Here is a 13,849-nt window from a genome sequence, read left to right as displayed (position 1 = left end):
AATATCGAATTATGGTGCTCATCTAATCTTAGATAATTTTACCATACTTTTTCAATTACCTCTTACTTTTATTTTTTAAATTCCTTATTGCTTTTGATCACCAGTGGCAGTTCAAAGGCATCAACAGTTTACTCAATTCAAAAACTGAGAAAACCCAAGGGCAATAACCCTTGAGTTTTCATATTGATATGTGAGCAAATCTATAAGCCGAGTTCTGTATCTGACGGTCATCTATCTAGGCCGGCTGTTACCAGACGGCTCAAGCAACCTACCACGGGACACGACGAGCAGCCGCTTTTTCATCCCTACTTGGTCTTGCTCCAGATGGGGTTTACATAGCCAACTAGTCACCTAGTTGCTGGTGAGCTCTTACCTCACCTTTCCAGCCTTACCCCCTACATAAAGTAAAGTCGAAACCTTACAAAAGTAAAGGGCGGTATCTCTCTGTTGCACTTTCCTTGGAGTCGCCTCCACTGGGTATTACCCAGCACCCTGCTCTATGGAGCTCGGACTTTCCTCGTCCACAGCAAAGCTGTGTCCGCGACCATCTGACTTACTCACAATATTCACTTGTTGTCCTGCTGAGATATAATAATAACATAGATTTAAGAACCTGTCAAAATCCAATTTTTGTTATTCTTTTCGGTCCATCGCTAAATTAGCTAAAGCATCGGCCCTTTTATTATGCTCTCTTCGTACATGTTGAATTTTAAATGATTGAAATTTTCTCGTTAGAGGTAAAACCATTTGATAAATAGGAATTAAGCCTTCGTTTTTAACTTTATATTCACCTTTAATTTGTTTTACTACTAGTTCGCTATCTAAATAACATGTAATATCATTCACCCCAAGATCTAATGCTGTTTCTAATCCTTTATAGAGAGCTTGATATTCAGCTACATTATTAGTTTGTTTCCCTATATATTGACTAATTTCTTTAATTACTTCACCCTGTTCGTCCTCTAAAAGGATACCGATTCCTGCCTCACCAGGGTTACCCCTTGAACCACCGTCACTGTACATTACTGCCTTCATCTACTACACCCCTATTCATTTAAATTATCCTTAATAATAAGTAATAATGTCTTTTATTTTGATTCTAATGTTTAAGACCTTCAATCTTTTATCTTCTTTGCGTGATGTCTTTTAAGTAATATCTTATTAACGGCTAACAGATATCCCTTGCTAACCCTTTGTCCTAAATGATGTAATCCTAGAATATTTATTCTAACAAAAAAGACCCTATACTTCAAGACAATGCGCTTATAATAATTGAAATGGATTAAGATCTGTTTCTGAAGGAATTATTTCGATATTTAATCCTTTTTCTTTACTTTTTACTGTTAAATATTCTGTCATCCATTGAACAAATAATACTTCTGATTCATAATGACCTATATCGATGACATTTAAACCATAGTCTAGTGCAATCTGGGCATCATGATATTTAACATCTCCTGTAATAAGACAATCGCATTTGGCCTTTATTGCATCAAAAATCAAATCTGCTCCGCTACCATTAACAATCGCCACTTTTTTAAGGTGAGTATTAACATCTCCGCTGAACTTTACTTTCTCAATCCCTAAAGAAGTTTTAATTTTATCAACCATAATTGAAACCTTCACTGGTTCTTCCAAAGTACCTACTCTCCCAATCCCTGTGACTGGCTGACTATTTATTATCGGATAAATATCATAGGCAACTTCTTCGTAAGGGTGGGTTTGAATCATTCCCTTTAAAGCTTGACTCAAATCTTCTTTTTTAATGATTGTTTCCAACCGTATTTCCTCTACCTTTTCTAGATTACCCTTAGTTCCTATAAAGGGGTTTGTTCCCTCTAGGGCCATAAAAGTACCTATCCCCTTACTTCTGAAACTACAATGGCTGTAATTCCCAATATGTCCTGCTCCTGCAGAGGCTAAAGCATTGGCTACCTCTTCTTCGTGGCCTAATGGCACAAAAACAACTATTTTATAATATTCCTGTTGGTTTGTTACCTGTAAAATTTCTGTTTCTTCTAGTCCCAGTTTTAAAGCTAATTGATCATTTAGCCCTCCTATCACCACATCTATGTTGGTATGGGCAGCATACAGTGCTACATTGTTTTGTATTGCTTGATAAAGTAATCTTCCTTTGGGGTCATCTTTAGAAATAGACTTTACTGCTTTAAAGATTATTGGGTGGTGGGCAACAATTAAATCTACTTTTTTTTCCTTAGCCTCTGTAAGTACTGCTTCTGTTACATCTAAAGTTATTAATACTTTACTTACATCATCTTGAAGACCTCCCACTTGAAGTCCAACATTGTCCCAAGTTTCTGCTGTTTTTTTAGGTGCTAATCCCTCAATTATTTCAATAATGTCCTTTAATCTTTCAGCCATTCCAACACCTCCTCTAATTCCTTTAATTTTGATAAAGCCATTTGATTTTTTTCTATTGTCGATTCTGCAGTTAACCCTCTAGTCTCTTCAAATATCTTGCTAAAAGCCTTTATTTTGCGTTCAATAAATTCTTCAGCTAAAGGTAGGGGATTATCCTTTAAGTGAAAACCGACCATATAAAATATTTCTTTATCTACCAGCTGTTTTCCTTTTTCAACAACAATTATTTCATAGATTCGATGATCTTCTTTCACTAGTAAATCTTCTTTAATGGAATATCCATTTTCAATTAGGTAGCGTCTAAGCTCTTCTTGGGCCTGCATCGGTTGAAGGATAAATGTATTAATATTACTAACAACATCTGGCGAAGCTTTTAGCAAGTCTGCAATTAATAATCCACCCATTCCTGCAATAATAACTGTATCTACTTCTCCTACCTTTAAAGTTTCTAACCCACTTCCTAGGCGAGTTTCAACTTGATTTTCATATCCAAAATCTTTAATATTTCCTTCGGCACTTTCTAAAGGTTTTTGATTAACATCACTGGCAATAACAAATGTACTGATTTTATTTTCAAGCAAATATAAGGGAATATAGCCATGATCTGTTCCGATATCTGCAACTCTACTACCTTCTTTAACTAGACAAGCAATTTTTTCAAGTCTAGGGGTTAATTTAACTTGCATATTATTTACTCCTTTATTTCAGAATAATAAATGTATCTCTTTATTTTCTCCAATTAATAATGAACTAAAACCAAAACAAATTTAGCAGGGAGGTTTTATGATGCCCCACATACCTAAAAAACCAAAGGAAATTGTTCCTCCAGAAGATATGGTGCATTTTAAATGGGGTGGTCGTACTCAAGAATGGGAAGAAGAAGCAGACCAATATATGCACACCCTTCAAGACCAAATTGATCGACAAGAAACTGAAGAAGAAAAGAAGAAAAAAATTGAATATGCTAAACAAAAATTTTACTGGTAAAAATTAAATAGATTCGCCAATGAGCGAATCTATTTTTTTATTCAAGATAGTCCTTTAACTTTTTACTTCGACTTGGGTGTCTTAGCTTTCTTAAAGCTTTAGCTTCAATTTGGCGTATACGTTCTCTTGTTACATCAAACTTTTTACCTACTTCTTCTAATGTCCTGGCTCTTCCATCATCTAAACCAAAACGTAGGCGTAGTACTTTTTGCTCTCTTGGGGTTAATGTATCTAATACTTCAATCAGCTGTTCTTTTAATAAGGAAAAGGCAGCAGCTTCTGCTGGAGCCGGAGCATCATCATCTGGGATAAAATCTCCTAAATGACTATCCTCTTCTTCTCCTATTGGAGTTTCAAGGGATACGGGCTCTTGAGCTATCTTTAATATCTCCCTTACTTTATCTTCTGAAAGATCCATTTCCTTTGCAATTTCCTCTGGCTTAGGTTCTCTTCCCAATTCTTGTAATAATTGTCGCGATACCCTAATTAATTTATTTATAGTTTCTACCATATGCACAGGAATTCTAATTGTTCGAGCTTGATCTGCAATAGCTCTAGTAATGGCTTGTCTGATCCACCAAGTTGCATAGGTACTAAACTTGTATCCTTTTCGATAATCAAATTTTTCAACAGCTTTTATTAAACCAAGATTTCCTTCTTGAATTAAATCTAAAAATAGCATTCCTCTTCCTACATATCTTTTAGCAATACTTACAACTAAACGTAAATTTGCTTCTACTAAGCGTTTTTTGGCATGCTCATTACCTGCCTCCATTTTCTTAGCTAATTCTATTTCCTCATCACCGCTTAAGAGAGGTACCTTTCCTATTTCTTTAAGGTACATTCTAACAGGATCATCAATATTTATTCCCTTTAATAGGGCAACGTCATCTTCAATATTTTCTTCAATTACTTCATCAGCTTCTATTTCAACTTCTTCTAAATCAACATCTATATCAATATCTTCAATATCTAAATCCTCTTTGCTTCCATCTCCAACAACGTCAATACCTAGAGAAGCTAAATGATCATATAAATCATCTATTTGATCTTTATCAATATTAATTTCTTCTAGCGTATCCATAATTTCGGCATAAGTAATCATGCCTCTTTTTTTGCCCTTTTCTATTAATTTCTTTACCGATTCTTTTTTTGCTTCATTTGACTCAGTCAATATATTCCCCTCCCTTCATTAAAGCTGCAGCTTCTGTATCTCTGTATTAATTTTCATTATTTCCATGCCGATTTTAAGCAATTCCGTCTCAACCTCTTCCTTATTTAGTTTCTTACTTTCTATAAGTTCTTTCTGCTTATTTTGAAGCAATTTAGCTTGATACATTAACTTAAATCTTTTAATGTTGACAATATATTTTTCTAGAGTTTTTGAAAAGTCTAAGTGGTCTATATCTATATTTAATATATCTTCTATATCATGATTAAGATGCGGTAAATCTTTTAAAATTAATTCGCTATTGGTGATTTGATTTCTTAATATATATTCAACAATTAATTGATGATTTCCTTTTGAAAAATCTTCTGGATTAATGCCTTTAGCAATTAACTCTAACATTTTGGGTTCTACCAACATCGTTTTTATTAGTTGTTTCTCTGCCATGACGTGACCATTTTGCTCTGCTGGCGGCACTGCTTCTATATATTTATTATCTCTTTTGTTGTTAGAACTATACTTTAGATTCTTGTCAAAGGGCGTCGTTCCTTTGTTTCCATATATCTCCAAGTGAATTACCTGTTTGGAGACACCAATTTCTTTTTCAATTTTTTGAACATAAACTTCCCTTTCAACTGGACTCTTAATTTGCTTTAAAATTTCTGCTAATTCTTTGACAAAATTAATTTTTCCTTCTGGTAGTTCTAGATTATGTTTATTTTTAGCTTGTATAATTTTGTAATCAATAGGGCTCACTGCACCATCTATTTGTTCTTGAAAGGCAAATTTACCCTTATCTTTAATAAAATCATCTGGATCTTTTTTTGAAGGCAAGAGTAATATTTTGCAATTTAAGTTAGCCTCCTTTAAGATTTCTATACTTCTAATCGTTGCTTTTACCCCAGCATCATCTCCATCAAAGCATATGATTACTTCTGAACAATATTTTTTTAAAGTTTCAGCGTGTTGCTTTGTTAAGGCAGTACCAAGGGCAGCTATAACATTTTTAAAACCTTCTTGATGAAGGGCTATTACATCCATATAGCCTTCTACTAAAATAATTTTGCCATCGGTAATATGTCTTCTGGCAAAATTTAAACCATAAATAGTACTACTTTTATTAAAGATAGGAGTTTCAGATGAATTTAAATATTTTGGCAATGAATCATCCAATACTCTACCACCAAATCCAATAACATTCCCTGTTATGTCGAAGATCGGAAACATAACACGATTTCTGAAACGATCGTAATAATCTGTTTGTTTAGCATTTTGAATTATTAAACCACATTTTTCTAAATCTTTTAATTGATAGCCTTCTTTACTCAAATAATTTAACAAATCCTTCCATGAATCATTTGAATAACCAATACCAAAAGATTTAATAACTTTTTGAGATAATCCCCTTTTTAATAAATACTCTAAAGCAGCATTTCTTCCTCTGGTTAAATTATTATAGTAAAATTGAGCTGCCTTCTTATGAATCTCAAAAAAAAGCATTTTTTGTTCCATTGTCTTCTTATATTCCTCTGAAGTATTGAGTTCCTTCAGTTGAATATTAGCCCTTTGAGCTAGCAGCTTAATTGCATCAATAAAGCTTAAATTCTCAATTTTCATAATAAAACGTATAACATCTCCTGCTTCGCCACAACCAAAACACTTATACATTTGTCTTTGAGGATTTATGACAAAAGAAGGAGTCTTTTCATTATGAAAGGGGCATCGGGCTTTATAGGTATCTCTTCCCGATGACTTAACCTGTATATACTGTGAAATTACATCGACAACTGAATTACGGTCCTTTATTTCATCTATTATTTCTTCTGGAAAGAAATTTCCCATCATAATCACACCTAAAGTTATTCTTTACTACATACTATTTAGTTCTTTGTAATTTTAAAATCTCCTTCTAATATACTTACATTTTTATTTAATAGATATTTTTCAATAAAACTAACTAGCATATGGGCAAATTTCTCATTGTCCTCTTTCTTCCTTTTTGAAGGTCCTTTTAATCTCCCTTTAGATGCTAGAATTTTTTGGTTTAGATATCTTTGATGTAAATGTTGATCTATATTTTCTGGGGTATAAAAATTGCCCCATGGATTTAAAACATAGGCTCCTTTACCGATAATTAAAGCTGCCAAACCTATGTCAGCAGTGATGACTAAATCATCTTTTTCTGTATGATTAACAATTGCCATGTCGGCTGATTGAAATCCCTTATCAACTATTATTTTCTCAACAAGAGGATATTGATGGGATATATGATCTAAACTATGTATAAAAATTAGTTTTATATTATATTTCTTACATTTGTCTACAATGATCTCTTTTACAGGACAAGCGTCAGCATCTACAATAACTTTCATTTTTATCTCCTTTTTGTAGGGATTGATGAATTTTATTCGACATAGTTCTCCTTAATTCCTCCCTAACCCCTAAAAAAAATATATTCAGAATATTAACTCTTCCCTGTGGATAACCCTACTGTGGCGAAGGTATAAACTTATTTTGAAAGACTTTAATTGCATAGGAGTCTGTTGCACCTGCAATAACGTCCGTTACGATTCGCTCTAGGCTCTCCTTTCCCATTAAAGAACGATATTCTTCGGGTATTTCATGAGGATTCTCTAGAAAATGTTGAAATAAAGAAGAAACAATAAAAGTAGCTTTTTCTTTTTCCCTATTGCAAACATCCCCATAATAAACCCGCTTAAACATAAATGCTCTAAGTTCCATCATAATTTCATAAATTTCATTACTTTGATAAATATCCAGTTTATTACCTTCACTAATTTGAAGGAAGGTTTCTTGAATCATATCCTTAACAAAGGTATTAACCCGTTTACTGTGGGCGTCTCCTAAAACATGGATAATTCCTTTAGGGATGTCTCCATCTTTTAATATTCCTGCACTAATACTATTTTGAATATCATGACATAGGTAGGTAATTCTATCGACAATTTTAACTAGTTTTCCTTCCATTGTCATTGGAGCATTGGCTCCTGTATGATTGAGTATACCATCTCTAACCTCGAGGGTTAGATTTAATCCTCTACCATTCCTCTCTAAAACCTCTACCACCCTTAGACTCTGCTCATTATGTCTAAAATGGCCCGTGAGATCCCTTAAGACATCTTCCCCACTATGGCCAAAACAGGTATGTCCTAGATCATGGCCTAAGGCTATTGCTTCAACCAGATCTTCATTAAGTTTAAGGGCCTTAGCAATTGTTCTCGCAATTTGACTGACCTCTAAAGTATGACTTAGTCTGGTTCGAAAAAAGTCATCCTTTACAATAAATACTTGGGTTTTTTCCTTCAGTGCTCTAAAGGATTTAGAATGAATGATTCGATCTCGATCCCTCTGGTATACAGTTCTAATATCACATTCATCCTCTTCTTCTTTTCTTCCCCTTGTGTTTTTACTAAGTTGAGCAAAGTTGGCTAAATATTTACTTTCAAAGGTTTCTGTAACTTCTCGTAATTTCTGTGCCATAGCTTTTCTCCTTACTGGATATTTATATTATATATACTCTATAAAATATAAAAACCCTTTTTAACAAGAGGTTTTTTAGTGTCAATAGATAATTTTTACAAAAAAATAAATTTTATACCTTGACTTTTTGAATATTTTGTATTATACATTATCTTTTTCCAGAAAAGTTACTAGTGAATTTAAAACCCACTACCTATTTTTATAAATTTACTAAAACTTAATCTATATTTAAAGAACCTTTTCAATCTCTTTTGTATAATAAAGGTGCTAGATTATTAAAAGGAGGGCTTACAATGAAAAAATTAAATCTTTGCATTGATATTGATGGTACCATAACAGAGGCTTATGACTGGATTCCTAGAGCAAATAGTTACTTTAATACTAATATTACAGCTATGGATGTAAAAGTTTATGACATACATCAAAACCTAGGTGTAGAGCGAAAAGCATACGATGAATTTTATAGAAGCTATGGAGAAATCCTTCATGATGAAGTAACGATTAGAGCAGGAGCCAAAGAAGTTCTAGATGAATTAGCAAAGGATCATCAAATACATTTTGTTACAGCCCGAGAGGAAAGGATGAGGGATGTGACAAATAAATGGTTAAAGCGCCACCTAATCCCGTTGAATACCCTTTCATTATTGGGTAGCCATAATAAAATAGGGAAAGCAATAGAACTGAGCTGTGATATTTTTATTGAAGATCGCTATGAAAATGCTATTCAATTAGCCTCATCTGGCTTTCAAGTCTTACTAATTAATTGTTACTATAACCAAGAGCCCTTGCCCCCTCAAGTTACACGAGTAAATAATTGGTTTGAGATTAAGAACGTAATTGAAGAATATACTCAATACCCAATTAGTCAATTTAAAATTGCAACATAAAATAAACCCTGAATAACCTTTTAAAAGCCATCTGTAAAGGAGTAATGTTGTATGGTAACAGAAATTATGAAACTAAAGAGTTTTTAACTTTATTAGATATATTCTGCTAAATTATAGAGGACTAACTAATCCACAGCGTCTATATATAGTATAAAACAATCAATTAGAAGCTGTAGTTTTGACTACAACTTCATTATACAAGGAGGATGCTATGAGGATCGCTATTATTGCTTCTGTAGGAGAAGGTCACAATTCTGTTGCAGGATCACTACAGGAGGCACTCAAAAATGAAACACCTAATAGTGCATTAGAAATATTTGATCTTTAGATGATAACAAAGTCTATCAATTAATCACCCAAATTTATTTAGAGCTTATAACAAAAAACCGTCTATCTATAATAAAATTTTTAGCTGGTCTCAGCAACATCCTAATACCACAAACTTTATTAGTTTTTGCAATTTTTTAACTCTGAGTTATTTAAAACGGATTAAAAGGTCCTTCCAAGCTGAAACCTTTATTTTTACCCATCCAATCCCTACTAGTTGCTATAACTATTCCTTAGGCATACCTGGGTGGACTAGTTTTTTGTAATAACAACCTCCCTCATGATCCCTTCTACAGTTTGAAAATACTTAATTGATTTGAAATTACCGCTATAGACAATGATACAACAGGAAATTTCTGGTTTATTCCCCTTCAGTTATTATTGTAGACATTTCCCCTCTCTAAATCTTCTTGGTCGTAGAAAGTGGCTATCTTAGAATCAAATTCCTTAATGATATCAGTACATAAAGTTACATATTCATGATTATTTAGAATACCTATAAAATCATCTCCACCAATATGCCCCACAAAAGCTTTTTCTTTGCTCCCTTCTTGTAGTTTTGAAGTAATAATACTGGCTGTTTCTCGTATGACCTCATCACCCTTTTTAAAACCGTATACATCGTTATATACTTTAAAGTTGTCTAGATCAAAGTATAGTATTGTAAACTTACTGTACTGTAATAACTCCCACATTTTTTCTAGTTTATTTTCTAGTTTATTTTCTAATTTTTTCTATTGTAATTATATATTACAGTGGTATAATTATAAGTAAGAATTGCATATATATACAAATTAGTTGAAATAATTAATCTGGGCTCCTTTTAGCCCAGTAACTATAAGGGAGGTATATTAAAATGAAAGGCTATTTGTTATTAAGAGATGGAAGTATATTCTTTGGGGAAGCTGTTGGTAAAGAAAATATATTGGGAAATATACTTATTGATGAAAAGGGAATGATTAAAGTTGAATGCCCAACAACGGGGAAGTTTGGCGTAGTTGGAACCACATTACTTAAAGATCATAATAACATGTTACTGTCTGATGCCGACTTTGAGTGCCTAAAGCATAAAATTGAAAATAATGATTTACAGGGAAAAATTGTAACTGATAATTTGCCTATAGATTTCCATGTATACGATGTTAAAACCTATATACCTATGTTCTAAAATAACTTAAACAACCGTCCCTTAAGCTAAGGGACGGTTATTTACAGCATTTATACTATTCTACTGTCTATTCTATCTAAAATAACTTAATTTCTAGAAGCTGCATTTATTCCCGCAATGCGGCCAAAGACAAATATGTCAGTAATGGCGTTACCACCAAGTCTATTACCACCATGTACGCCACCTGTAACTTCTCCCGCTGCCCATAAACCAGGAATAATATTTCCGCCTCCATCTAAAACACGACTTTCAACATCAATGACTACACCACCCATTGTATGATGCAATGATGCTTTTCTTGGACTTATTATAATTCCAACATCATCATTAGATTCTATATACTCAAGATCTATAGCTCCTGCAATGACTTCTTTATGGAAGTCAACATCCTTTTGATTTGCCACATAGCTATTATATTTTTCTATTGTATTACGTAATTGTTCTTCAGTAAAGGCAGGAGCAACACCTGCTGCCGAGGTTTTAGAAGCTTCCGCTAATTCGGCAAGATTCTTACCATACCATACATGACCGCCTTCAACCATAGCTGCTACACGGGGATTATAGTCGCTTCCTTTTAATTGTTGATCTGGCTTTCCGATATCTCCCCTACCAGCGTAGATAATATAGAAAATACCATTATCAAGAGCTAAAGAAGCTTTTGCAAGCACATCACGTTCAGCATATTCGTTTACGAAACGATTTCCTTCTCCATCAATCCAGATTTGCTCTGCCGCATCTGACCAAATACCATCTGTCATTGTACCTTTAACAGGAGACGAGGAAGGCATCATTTGTGCAACTTCCATACCACTTACAGCAGCACCAATTTTAAGTCCCATTAAAATGCCATCACCTGTATTAGTACCCATATTGGTCGATAGTGTTCTAGTTGTAAGATCATCTCCCCAATAACTGTCATATTCCTTAACCATAGTTGGATCTGCACAATATCCACCTGTTGCAAGTACAACACCATTAGTTGTGTTAATTGTAATTTGTGTACCATCTATCTGTTCAGCCTTTGCCCCAACGATCTTACCAGATGCATCTACTAAAAGTTCAGTACCTTTTGTTTCTGTATAGATAGTAACACCCTTTTCCTCTGCAACTTTTGCAAGATGAGGAATACGTAAAGCCCCTGACATAAAGTTGTGGGTTCTTGGCCACATAGCACCAAGTACCGTACCTGTTCCAGGCGCATCCCCATATTTAGCATCGGCACCGTAGGATGCTTCAAGTCCAATTTCTCCCATCCATTTAAAAGCATCTAGTGAATGAACAGCCAGCTGTCTTGCAAGATGGACTTCTGGAGCAATCCAATTACCATTTATTAACTCCCTTAATCCTCCTGTGTACATGTGCCACATATGTAATGCACTAGAGTCGAAGCCAGGCAAATCTTCTCCAGCCTTTTTGCCAATATTATTTGAATAAAATTCATTGATGTCAGCCTTTAGTTCTGTTAATACTTCCTCCCATTCTGGAAAAACATCAAATTTCAGATTTGGATCATTGGGGTCTAGGGCAAGATAACCATCCAATGTATCCTTTTGCCCTCTAGTCAATATCATTTGATTTTGAGCCTCTACGTCAACTGCATTGTAGGCTGCACCTGCCAACAAGGTATTTCCACCTAATACAGAACCTTTCTCTATTAGGATTACTCTAGCACCTTCTTCAGCAGCACTAATTGCAGCCGATAGTCCAGCTCCACCACCACCCATTACAAGAACATCTGTATCCCATGTTTGTGGCTCTTTTGGTGTAACAACTATCTTATTTTGTTTTAGAGCGTCAACATCTAAACCAGCATTTTTAGCGGCATTGGTAACTGCATTAATTATTGCAAAGCTCGTTAAAGTTGCTCCTGTTACCGTTTCTATAGCTAAACTCTGGTGCTCAATTATTTGAGCTGGTATACGTTCAATCGCCACTTTTACAACATAATCAGTTTCAGAATTCTCTATAAACTCAATCTCTGTTATTTTACTGTCTTCTACAGCTATCTTCACAGTCATTGGCCCTTGCATACCTGCAGCGGTTCCTTCATAACTACCATGGATAAGGGCAGTTGGCTGATCATTAGTACACCCAGCAAGCATCAAAGTAATCATACAAATACAAATAAGTAATGAAATAAACTTCTTCATTTTTTCTCCTCCGATCTTAAATTTAATAAATACTTAAAGACTTATAGGGCTTTAAATATTTGGGTTTAGAGTTTATTAGCGAAAGCACTAATAAAAAACTACTTAAACCAGTTTCCTTTCTTTTTTGACTTCGACTAAATTTTAACATACTTTATGCCTTAAATTGATTAAGTAGTTATTAAGATTCTATGCCTTTTTACCATCCAATATTTGTAATTAAATCCATTAAGCGACAATAAACAGCAATTTTACCCTAAAATTTATAAAAAAATCCCTTATAATGCTGAAAATGCATTTTTAGGGATTAAGGAATCTTAATATTTATTTTGTTTTTATTAATATCTTCTTAATTTATAATGTGGAATTTATTTTAATATTGACATTAAATTATCATTTAAATTTTTATTCCATAAAAGGAACTCAATTGTTTATATCAACTTTTTCCTTTAGGGTCAAAGTAATAACCTTGTCCCCACTCCATTTTTAAGAATCTTGGATTATTCACATCTTCTTCTATTTTATTTCTAATATTATGTATATGAACAATTACAGTTCGTGTATCACCGTAGCTTTTCGACCCCCATACTTTATAATAAATTTCTTTTGGGGTATAGTATTTACCTGGATTCATCATTAAAAATGACAAGATCTTAAATTCTGTAGAAGATAATTTTAATTCGCCTTCCTTTTTAATAACAACATGGCGGTTTGCATCTAATTTAAAACCTGTACATTCTAAAACGTTCTTAGTATTATTAGGTAATTTATTTGCCCTTCTTAGATTTGCTTTTATCCGAGCTTCAAGGATTTTATTATCAAAAGGCTTAACTATAAAATCGTCCCCTCCCTGTTCAAGCGCTTTAACAATTGTATCACTACAGTCAAGACAGGATATAAAAATAATAGGACAATCATGCCACTCTGTTAATCTTGAACAAAGGTCAACGCCATTAACATCAGGCAACAAAATATCAAGAAGTATAATATCAAATTTATCTCTTGCATTTGCGTAGGCATCACTTCCTGTTTTGGCCCAAACAACTTCATAGGTTTCAGCTTGTTTTAGATAATATAGAATTATTTCTGCTACTAATGGATCATCTTCGATTAAAAGAATTTTAATCATTTTGTCTCACCCCTTAAATCAATATTACCTCAATTGTTACTATTTTGACAAGGGAATCGAGGGATTTGATTATTCCCTCCTCCTTTTACTTCCATTATAGTTAAATCTTTATGTTCTATCAATTATTTGATATACTTTCATTGTGGCATTTTT

The 13,849-nt window shown here is 33.6% G+C and carries 12 protein-coding genes, 1 other RNA gene and 1 pseudogene; 3 read left to right on the top strand and 11 right to left on the bottom strand.

Annotation, left to right across the window (positions count from 1 at the left end; translation table 11 throughout):
• Window positions 1-187: 187 nt before the first annotated feature.
• The 4 genes from rnpB to T335_RS0103675 form a co-directional block, all read right to left on the bottom strand.
• Window positions 188-560: RNase P RNA component class A (gene rnpB / locus T335_RS21515), an RNA gene on the bottom strand.
• A 73-nt stretch (window positions 561-633) separates the two neighbouring features.
• The gene (locus T335_RS0103685; RefSeq protein ID WP_026476332.1) at window positions 634-1,035 is read right to left on the bottom strand and encodes a ribonuclease HI family protein; all 402 of its coding nucleotides are present in this window, start codon (window positions 1,033-1,035) and stop codon (window positions 634-636) included.
• Window positions 1,036-1,263: 228 nt separating this feature from the next.
• Entirely contained in the window at window positions 1,264-2,382 is a 1,119-nt protein-coding gene (locus T335_RS0103680) for a Nif3-like dinuclear metal center hexameric protein (RefSeq protein ID WP_026476331.1), read from the bottom strand.
• Window positions 2,367-3,068 (bottom strand): tRNA (adenine(22)-N(1))-methyltransferase, encoded by a 702-nt coding sequence (locus T335_RS0103675; protein WP_026476330.1) that lies wholly within the window; start codon window positions 3,066-3,068, stop codon window positions 2,367-2,369. Before T335_RS0103675 ends, T335_RS0103680 begins: the two co-directional genes overlap by 16 nt.
• Before the next feature lie 100 nt (window positions 3,069-3,168).
• On the opposite strand from T335_RS0103675, the gene T335_RS0103670 reads away from it, so the two are divergent.
• Entirely contained in the window at window positions 3,169-3,369 is a 201-nt protein-coding gene (locus T335_RS0103670; protein WP_026476329.1) for a hypothetical protein, read from the top strand.
• A gap of 37 nt (window positions 3,370-3,406) precedes the next feature.
• Here T335_RS0103670 and rpoD read toward each other — a convergent pair whose 3' ends face one another.
• The 4 genes from rpoD to T335_RS0103650 form a co-directional block, all read right to left on the bottom strand.
• On the bottom strand, window positions 3,407-4,543 hold the full coding sequence (gene rpoD, locus T335_RS0103665; RefSeq protein WP_026476328.1) for an RNA polymerase sigma factor RpoD: 1,137 nt from the start codon (window positions 4,541-4,543) through the stop codon (window positions 3,407-3,409).
• Window positions 4,544-4,561: 18 nt separating this feature from the next.
• Window positions 4,562-6,379 (bottom strand): DNA primase, encoded by a 1,818-nt coding sequence (dnaG, locus tag T335_RS0103660; RefSeq protein WP_026476327.1) that lies wholly within the window; start codon window positions 6,377-6,379, stop codon window positions 4,562-4,564.
• A 38-nt stretch (window positions 6,380-6,417) separates the two neighbouring features.
• Window positions 6,418-6,909 carry a YaiI/YqxD family protein gene (locus T335_RS19800; RefSeq protein ID WP_051569116.1) on the bottom strand — a complete coding sequence of 164 codons (492 nt, stop codon included), beginning with the start codon at window positions 6,907-6,909 and terminating at the stop codon, window positions 6,418-6,420.
• 115 nt (window positions 6,910-7,024) lie between these two features.
• Window positions 7,025-8,038: a deoxyguanosinetriphosphate triphosphohydrolase gene (locus tag T335_RS0103650; RefSeq protein ID WP_026476326.1), complete on the bottom strand. Its 1,014-nt coding sequence runs from the start codon at window positions 8,036-8,038 to the stop codon at window positions 7,025-7,027.
• Window positions 8,039-8,331: 293 nt separating this feature from the next.
• On the opposite strand from T335_RS0103650, the gene T335_RS0103645 reads away from it, so the two are divergent.
• Window positions 8,332-8,925 (top strand): 5' nucleotidase, NT5C type, encoded by a 594-nt coding sequence (locus T335_RS0103645; RefSeq protein ID WP_026476325.1) that lies wholly within the window; start codon window positions 8,332-8,334, stop codon window positions 8,923-8,925.
• A 698-nt stretch (window positions 8,926-9,623) separates the two neighbouring features.
• On the opposite strand, the pseudogene T335_RS19795 reads toward T335_RS0103645, so the two are convergent.
• Window positions 9,624-9,962 (bottom strand): annotated as a pseudogene (locus tag T335_RS19795) (diguanylate cyclase); the annotation flags it as partial.
• A 146-nt stretch (window positions 9,963-10,108) separates the two neighbouring features.
• Between T335_RS19795 and T335_RS0103630 the strand changes: the two are divergent.
• Window positions 10,109-10,420 carry a hypothetical protein gene (locus T335_RS0103630; protein WP_026476323.1) on the top strand — a complete coding sequence of 104 codons (312 nt, stop codon included), beginning with the start codon at window positions 10,109-10,111 and terminating at the stop codon, window positions 10,418-10,420.
• Between the two features lie 86 nt (window positions 10,421-10,506).
• Here T335_RS0103630 and T335_RS0103625 read toward each other — a convergent pair whose 3' ends face one another.
• The gene (locus tag T335_RS0103625) at window positions 10,507-12,570 is read right to left on the bottom strand and encodes an FAD-dependent oxidoreductase (protein ID WP_026476322.1); all 2,064 of its coding nucleotides are present in this window, start codon (window positions 12,568-12,570) and stop codon (window positions 10,507-10,509) included.
• 433 nt (window positions 12,571-13,003) lie between these two features.
• Complete coding sequence (locus T335_RS0103620; RefSeq protein ID WP_026476321.1) at window positions 13,004-13,696, bottom strand: response regulator transcription factor; 693 nt, start codon at window positions 13,694-13,696, stop codon at window positions 13,004-13,006.
• Window positions 13,697-13,849: the final 153 nt, after the last annotated feature.

The sequence above is a fragment of the Alkaliphilus transvaalensis ATCC 700919 genome, assembly GCF_000621485.1.
In the GTDB taxonomy this organism is placed as follows: domain Bacteria; phylum Bacillota; class Clostridia; order Peptostreptococcales; family Natronincolaceae; genus Alkaliphilus; species Alkaliphilus transvaalensis.
Note: the sequence above shows the minus strand (reverse complement) of the source record. Positions and strands in the feature narration are given on the sequence as shown.

Bases quoted from the DNA above. Each gene is read 5' to 3' on its own strand.
- T335_RS0103650 (WP_026476326.1), bottom strand. From the start codon at position 8,038: ATGGCACAGAAATTACGAGAAGTTACAGAAACCTTTGAAAGTAAATAT.
- T335_RS0103630 (WP_026476323.1), top strand. From the start codon at position 10,109: ATGAAAGGCTATTTGTTATTAAGAGATGGAAGTATATTCTTTGGGGAA.
- T335_RS19800 (WP_051569116.1), bottom strand. From the start codon at position 6,909: ATGAAAGTTATTGTAGATGCTGACGCTTGTCCTGTAAAAGAGATCATT.
- T335_RS0103625 (WP_026476322.1), bottom strand. From the start codon at position 12,570: ATGAAGAAGTTTATTTCATTACTTATTTGTATTTGTATGATTACTTTG.
- T335_RS0103680 (WP_026476331.1), bottom strand. From the start codon at position 2,382: ATGGCTGAAAGATTAAAGGACATTATTGAAATAATTGAGGGATTAGCA.
- T335_RS0103675 (WP_026476330.1), bottom strand. From the start codon at position 3,068: ATGCAAGTTAAATTAACCCCTAGACTTGAAAAAATTGCTTGTCTAGTT.
- T335_RS0103620 (WP_026476321.1), bottom strand. From the start codon at position 13,696: ATGATTAAAATTCTTTTAATCGAAGATGATCCATTAGTAGCAGAAATA.
- T335_RS0103670 (WP_026476329.1), top strand. From the start codon at position 3,169: ATGCCCCACATACCTAAAAAACCAAAGGAAATTGTTCCTCCAGAAGAT.
- T335_RS0103685 (WP_026476332.1), bottom strand. From the start codon at position 1,035: ATGAAGGCAGTAATGTACAGTGACGGTGGTTCAAGGGGTAACCCTGGT.
- T335_RS0103645 (WP_026476325.1), top strand. From the start codon at position 8,332: ATGAAAAAATTAAATCTTTGCATTGATATTGATGGTACCATAACAGAG.
- dnaG (WP_026476327.1), bottom strand. From the start codon at position 6,379: ATGGGAAATTTCTTTCCAGAAGAAATAATAGATGAAATAAAGGACCGT.